6 protein-coding genes are annotated in these 5,335 nt (G+C 58.4%); all 6 read right to left on the bottom strand.

The window, feature by feature from the left end; all coding sequences use genetic code 11:
• Positions 1-17: 17 nt before the first annotated feature.
• Positions 18-269 carry a WGR domain-containing protein gene (locus FS320_RS37305; protein ID WP_152717352.1) on the bottom strand — a complete coding sequence of 84 codons (252 nt, stop codon included), beginning with the start codon at positions 267-269 and terminating at the stop codon, positions 18-20.
• Between the two features lie 171 nt (positions 270-440).
• Positions 441-692 carry a hypothetical protein gene (locus tag FS320_RS37300; RefSeq protein ID WP_152717351.1) on the bottom strand — a complete coding sequence of 84 codons (252 nt, stop codon included), beginning with the start codon at positions 690-692 and terminating at the stop codon, positions 441-443.
• Positions 693-777: 85 nt separating this feature from the next.
• Positions 778-1,926, bottom strand: a complete 1,149-nt coding sequence (gene repC, locus FS320_RS37295) for a plasmid replication protein RepC (protein ID WP_152717350.1) — start codon at positions 1,924-1,926, stop codon at positions 778-780.
• Positions 1,927-3,029: 1,103 nt separating this feature from the next.
• Positions 3,030-3,680, bottom strand: a complete 651-nt coding sequence (locus FS320_RS37290) for a hypothetical protein (protein ID WP_152717349.1) — start codon at positions 3,678-3,680, stop codon at positions 3,030-3,032.
• A 453-nt stretch (positions 3,681-4,133) separates the two neighbouring features.
• Complete coding sequence (locus FS320_RS37285) at positions 4,134-4,832, bottom strand: IS6 family transposase (RefSeq protein ID WP_152717348.1); 699 nt, start codon at positions 4,830-4,832, stop codon at positions 4,134-4,136.
• Positions 4,833-5,018: 186 nt separating this feature from the next.
• Positions 5,019-5,335 (bottom strand): hypothetical protein (locus FS320_RS47300; protein ID WP_210252237.1); only part of this gene is annotated, 317 nt, incomplete at its 5' end.

Raw genomic sequence — 5,335 nt, 5'->3', positions numbered from 1 at the left:
CGGGATTGCTCCAGTCCCTACCCACCTCTCAGCACATAGCCGCGCCGCTGCTTTCGCTGGAGCCAAGTTTCGAGGGCTTCCATGGCACGTGACTGGTTTTCGTAGAGCTCGATCCTCCTCCGCCCCGACTGACCGAGACGACCCCACTCGCGGATCAGTGTCGCATCCCCGAACAGGCTGGGTTCGATCGACAGCACATAGTAGCGAGCCATGTTGCAGGTAGGATCACACCTGTCGAGCACCAGGTACTGGATCGTGTCTTGGGACATGCCTCCATGTTGCGCAAGCCATGTGCTGAGGTCCAATCAAAGTCTTGAATCAGTTGAGCAGCAATGATTCACAACAGTGATGCACCCAGCCTTCGAAATGTCAGCGTAGCAACTCACAGGCTCTAATCGCTTGCCTAGGACTTTGCTTCTCCCTTACCCTCACAGCGTCAGCTATTGTCTTCCCTGAGGGAGACTCTGCGTCGCCTTCTCGAGCGCCATGAGACGCTCCTCAAGAGCGTCGATCGCTGTCAGCATGTAGGCTAGGCTTCCCGCCGCAAGCACCACGGCAGCAATCGCGGCTACCAGCGTACCGATCTCGATGGCTTTACGGTGGTCATGCGTCCGATGCAGAGCCTTTTTCAGATACCGCTCGAAGATCACGTAGAGGAAGAGCCCGCCCACGACGGTTGAAATCAACACCATACCTTTCACTCCTCGTTCTCCATTCCCGCCCTCTCTGACACCCGACACGCTGACCAGTCGGTCATCTCGCAGTGAACGGCCCCCCTCATGACATGCGCCGTCTCCGCATGGCGAGGAGTTCGACATTTAGGTCTATCTTGCCGGCTTTGACCAGGCGTGCCATGGCGCGGAAGTACCCGCCCGGGTTCTTGATCCGGGCCTCCCCGCTCGAGACATCGTCATCGTAGAGCTGCAGCACGTAGATCACCGTGACCGCGGCCCTGACCAGCCCGATCTCCGCCACCGCCTCGTTCCAGGCACTCTCGTTGGCGCTCAGCGACGCCCGCAGGTAGCGCCCTGCCGCCACAAGATCGGACACATCCTCAATCGGCTTGGGGTAGTCCGCGAGGGTGGGGCAAGCCTCAAGGATCAATTCCGGTGATAGATGCTCTGACGTTTGTTCGTTTGGCAGAACCGCCCCAGCTTTCTTCGGAAAGCCTTTGTTACAAGGCTCACTAGGAGAACCGTTGTTTGTTTCTAAGTGGCGGACTCTGAGTCCTGCATTGCCCCCTTCATAGAAGGTCTCTTCAGCCTCAGTTCTCAACAGCTGCCAGGCGTCCAGGAGGTCAGCCGGCAGGGTCACCTGCGCCCGGGTGGGTGTGCGGGCCTGGAGGGCCTTGAGGCGGGTTTCCAGTTCGGCCCGATTCAGGTCTGGGAAGTGTTCCGCCAGGGCACTCAGCGCCTCCTCGGTGGCTCTCCGGCAGATGGTGACCTCGTCGAAGGCCCGCTTCTGCACCTCGCGGAGTTGCTTCTTCTCCATGAGCATCACGGCCCAATCGCCCCGGCGGGCATAGATCGGGGTCAGATCGAACCCGAAGGCGTCCACCACCTGCCCAGCCAGATCCTTCACCGCATAGCGTTTGCCGTTGGGCGAGTCCTTGGGGGTGATCAGCTGCAGATCAATCAGCTGGCGCAGGATGCGCCGGATCGCCCGCTCGGTCAGGCCCGTGCGGCTCATCAGGTAGTCGTTGGATGGCCACACCAGCAGCCGCTCCCATTCCTGCTCGCCCCAGCAGGCCACGAGCTCGGAGAGGACTACCCGTTGCGCGGGTCTCAGGTCGAGTGCCTTGCCGGCGTCCCGGGCTGCGGCAGATAATTCCTTACGTGTCACTGTGCGCCCGGTGTCGAGCGCAAGCTTCCTTGCGGCCAGAGCGGCATGTCTCAGCCGCCGGCCTCCTGACGATGCGAGCTGCATCGTACCCTCCATGTTGAGGGCAAAGCAGGAGCGTTCACCGAAACCGATGCTCTTGACAGTCAGCTTGTCGGGATGGCATAAGGAGATTGTCACATTTCCAAATGCCAACCCCTCGGTGGACTCCAAAGGCTCTCGAAGTTCCCAGCTTCGTGGGCCTTTTGCTTTGCCTGGTTTACGTCACGACATTTCGATCCTTTTGAGCGAACATGGTCTCAAGGGCGTGAGTGATGACTTCCTGACGCGACTTGAAGCGGCCGCTCTCGACAGCCTCGTCGATCGCGGCCCCCAGAAGCCCAGGTATCCAGGTATCCAGGTATCCAGACGTTCATCTCCCGATCGCCCCGCTCGCGGCGCTCGCGGCGCGACTTGCGGAAGCGTTGAACCCGTTCGATACCTTTCGCGTCAGCCATGGCATCCCATCCATCGCACTTGTGACGTATCGTGAAATGACCGATTCTGAGTTGGCTGTGAAGTCGGGGTGCAAGAATCCATTCATAATAGATTGATTCTCCGTTGGAAAACTCCTTTAGGCAGAATCAATTAGCCCAAAAGGCCGAATCAATTCGCAAGTAAAAGGCTGGTTCCAAGCGACTTGGCGTTACGCACTCGATTCTATGCCCTGAGTTATAGAGCCGCCATCTCGGTTCACACCCCGACGCTTTTCTCTACAAGACTCGGTGTTTAGCCTTGAAGACTATCCCCCAGCAAAAACACAACCATCGATATTTGGGGTAGTCTTATGAGCCCGGTTTCTTGGAGGGGTGACTGATAAGTGCTCATCTGTTTCACGATCGCAGTTGATCACACGAGCCTGATGGAGTTTCGACGTAGGTTGCGGGGCTGTCCTTCCAACCGAACAGCGCGACGATACCTACCCAATCTGGCAGTGGCCTCTCACAAATATATAACTGCCCTCATAGAGCGCCTGCCCTGTATTATTCTGCCCTCGGACTTCATCTGAACCGGTCCAACCACCATCTCAACTTCGCGCAAGCAGTGACATTTCAACTTGGTTGCCACACGCGAATTTCGTTGAACATTTTTTATGGAGCCTGGCTGCCGTTGGCAGAGGGCAAGAAGCCATTCTAATGTCGAAAGGTCTCTTACCAAGCAGCCGGATGGAGGCGCCGTTTCCAGCGTTCGTGGCGCGGGAGTTGAGCAGCGGCGGCTTGGCGCTTGGTCGGCGTGAGATGGTGGGTCGTTCGCGCCCGCTCCGCTGGCAATGGGTCGATTACTTCTGTCTCCGATGACTGCTCCGGCTGCGACACAGGTTCGGACGCCATCGCCGGCCTGACCATCTTAGCAGCCTTTTTCCGTAACTTCGCTTTCGCTCTGGCAGTCTGCTGGGGCTGAGCCTCATGCACAGGTGCTGCGGCTTCTTCAACGACAACAGTGTCCATCTGCGACACGGCTTCCAGAATCATGGGTGTTTCTGCGGGCGCGTCCTTCGTGCCATCAGCGATCGGATTCCGATCAAGCTCGGCCTGACCCTGATCGGCCTTTGATCCCGAACGGCGCCTGCGACGGACAGGCTCAACGGCCTCGGAGTTACTCCACACCGGCTCAACGATGCTCGGCAGAATGCGCGGGGCGGCGGCCGGTTCAGCCACAGCTTGCGGCTCTTCCTTCTGGAAGACCTGTGTGGTCTCGACCGGTACCATCTCAAACAGGCGTCTTGGCAGGAGTTGATGACGTTGGTTGGGACCGCGGGACTTCTTGATCTCGACTGAGAAGGGTTTTGGATTCCGCTTCATCTCATGCGCTGGTTATGAACTTGGGACAGACGGGGACCTACGAGCTTGGTCGGCGAACGTCAACATTCAAATCGATTGTTGTCTTCAGGCTCTGATCTGAAATCGTCCTGCGTTCTGACTATCCCCGGAACACCTTCTGACGTGTTAATGCCGTTCGCCAGAAGCATGAGATCAGCTCTCGATCGGACAATCACCTGCCAATGCTTGGCGGAGATTCCTCATTGCCGTCGGGTTGCCTGACACTGTTGTCGTGGTGGCTTACAACCAGCCCTCATGAGCCCGATGTGGGACTCCCGGTCCAGAACCTAACGGCTGGCCAGTCCCGAGTGACCTCCCCTCACCTCCTGCGGCATGCGGTAGCACCCACATGCCTCGGGAATGATCGTCCTGAGATGATTGGGCACTGTTGCAGTAACTTGGATCAGGCACAACGAACCCCATCGAACGGGCCGCTCAGGCAGCAAGACCGAAGAGCTGATTAACGAGACGGATTTCGCCTGTCGCTCGACGTTCCCGCTGGATGCAATGACCGCGGCGGATCATGCGCATGATTTCAAAACCCGTCAGGGTTGCAGCGGCGGTTTTCATGGTCTGGAAGCCGCGTGTCGGACGGATTACGCGCTTGAGCGCGCCATGATCCGCCTCAAGGATGTTATTCAGATATTTCGAGGTGCGGTGCTCCAGATCTTTCGGCAGCAGCCCTTCATTCTGCAGGCGCTGGATGGCCTTGGGATACGACGCCAGTTTATCCGTCGTGATGGATGATGGCGGATCCTGGCTCATCGCCTTGATGGCTTTCCGCAAGAAACGATACGCGGCGTTGGTATTCCGGCGATCGGACAGCATGAAGGCGATCAACTGACCGTGCTTGTCGACAGAGCGAAACAAATACCTCCACTTGCCCCCTACGCGGACGTAGGTCTCGTCCACTCTCCAGGAGCCAGAACGAGGTCCCTGGTAGGGCCGGATCCGCTTCTCGATCTCTGGAGCATAGCGCTGAACCCAACGAAAGATCGTGGATGGGGCAACGGCGACACCGCGTTCGGACATCATCTCGGCGAGATCGCGATAGCTGATGCCGTACTTGCAGTACCAGCGCACGCATAGAAGGATGATCTTGGCCGGAAAGCGGCGGCGCTTGAACATTGACAACAGGACGGCTCCTCGACTGGCCGCCCCGGATTACACTGCCGAGGTTAATGCAACGGTGCCCCACAAAATGCCGCCTTTCCACGACGCACGTCGAGTCGGGCTTGGCAGCATGCTGAGGGCTCATCTGGCCCGGCGCTGCCCACCGATCCACTTTCTCCCAGTGAGGGCGAGGAGGACGCAGCACCTTCAAAATGAGGGACAACTCACTTCACCTGGAACCTTGCCCATCGCCCGGTCACCACAACCGGAGCCATCGATAAATCTTCCGTCTGGCTGGCTGCGCGGGACACTTTTTGCGACCGCGCTGTCGTTTGTGACCACCGCCGCTCCGGTTCTGGCGGCCACCGATGACATCAAGGTGACGAATTTCCTGCTCGACAACGTCCTATGTGGGGAAGCAGCAGCGGCCATGAGCCAGCAGATCTCAGCACGCCGATTTGCTGGATCGGCGTTAGCATCAGATTGAGCCAGGTGGCTTCCACCGTCAACGGGATTGTCCTCTC

Source organism: Microvirga tunisiensis, assembly GCF_009296175.1.
GTDB lineage: Bacteria > Pseudomonadota > Alphaproteobacteria > Rhizobiales > Beijerinckiaceae > Microvirga > Microvirga tunisiensis.
Note: the sequence above shows the minus strand (reverse complement) of the source record. Positions and strands in the feature narration are given on the sequence as shown.

Coding starts and splice junctions, on each gene's coding strand:
- FS320_RS37305 (WP_152717352.1), bottom strand. CDS start 269: ATGTCCCAAGACACGATCCAGTACCTGGTGCTCGACAGGTGTGATCCT.
- FS320_RS37300 (WP_152717351.1), bottom strand. CDS start 692: ATGGTGTTGATTTCAACCGTCGTGGGCGGGCTCTTCCTCTACGTGATC.
- repC (WP_152717350.1), bottom strand. CDS start 1,926: ATGCAGCTCGCATCGTCAGGAGGCCGGCGGCTGAGACATGCCGCTCTG.
- FS320_RS37290 (WP_152717349.1), bottom strand. CDS start 3,680: ATGAAGCGGAATCCAAAACCCTTCTCAGTCGAGATCAAGAAGTCCCGC.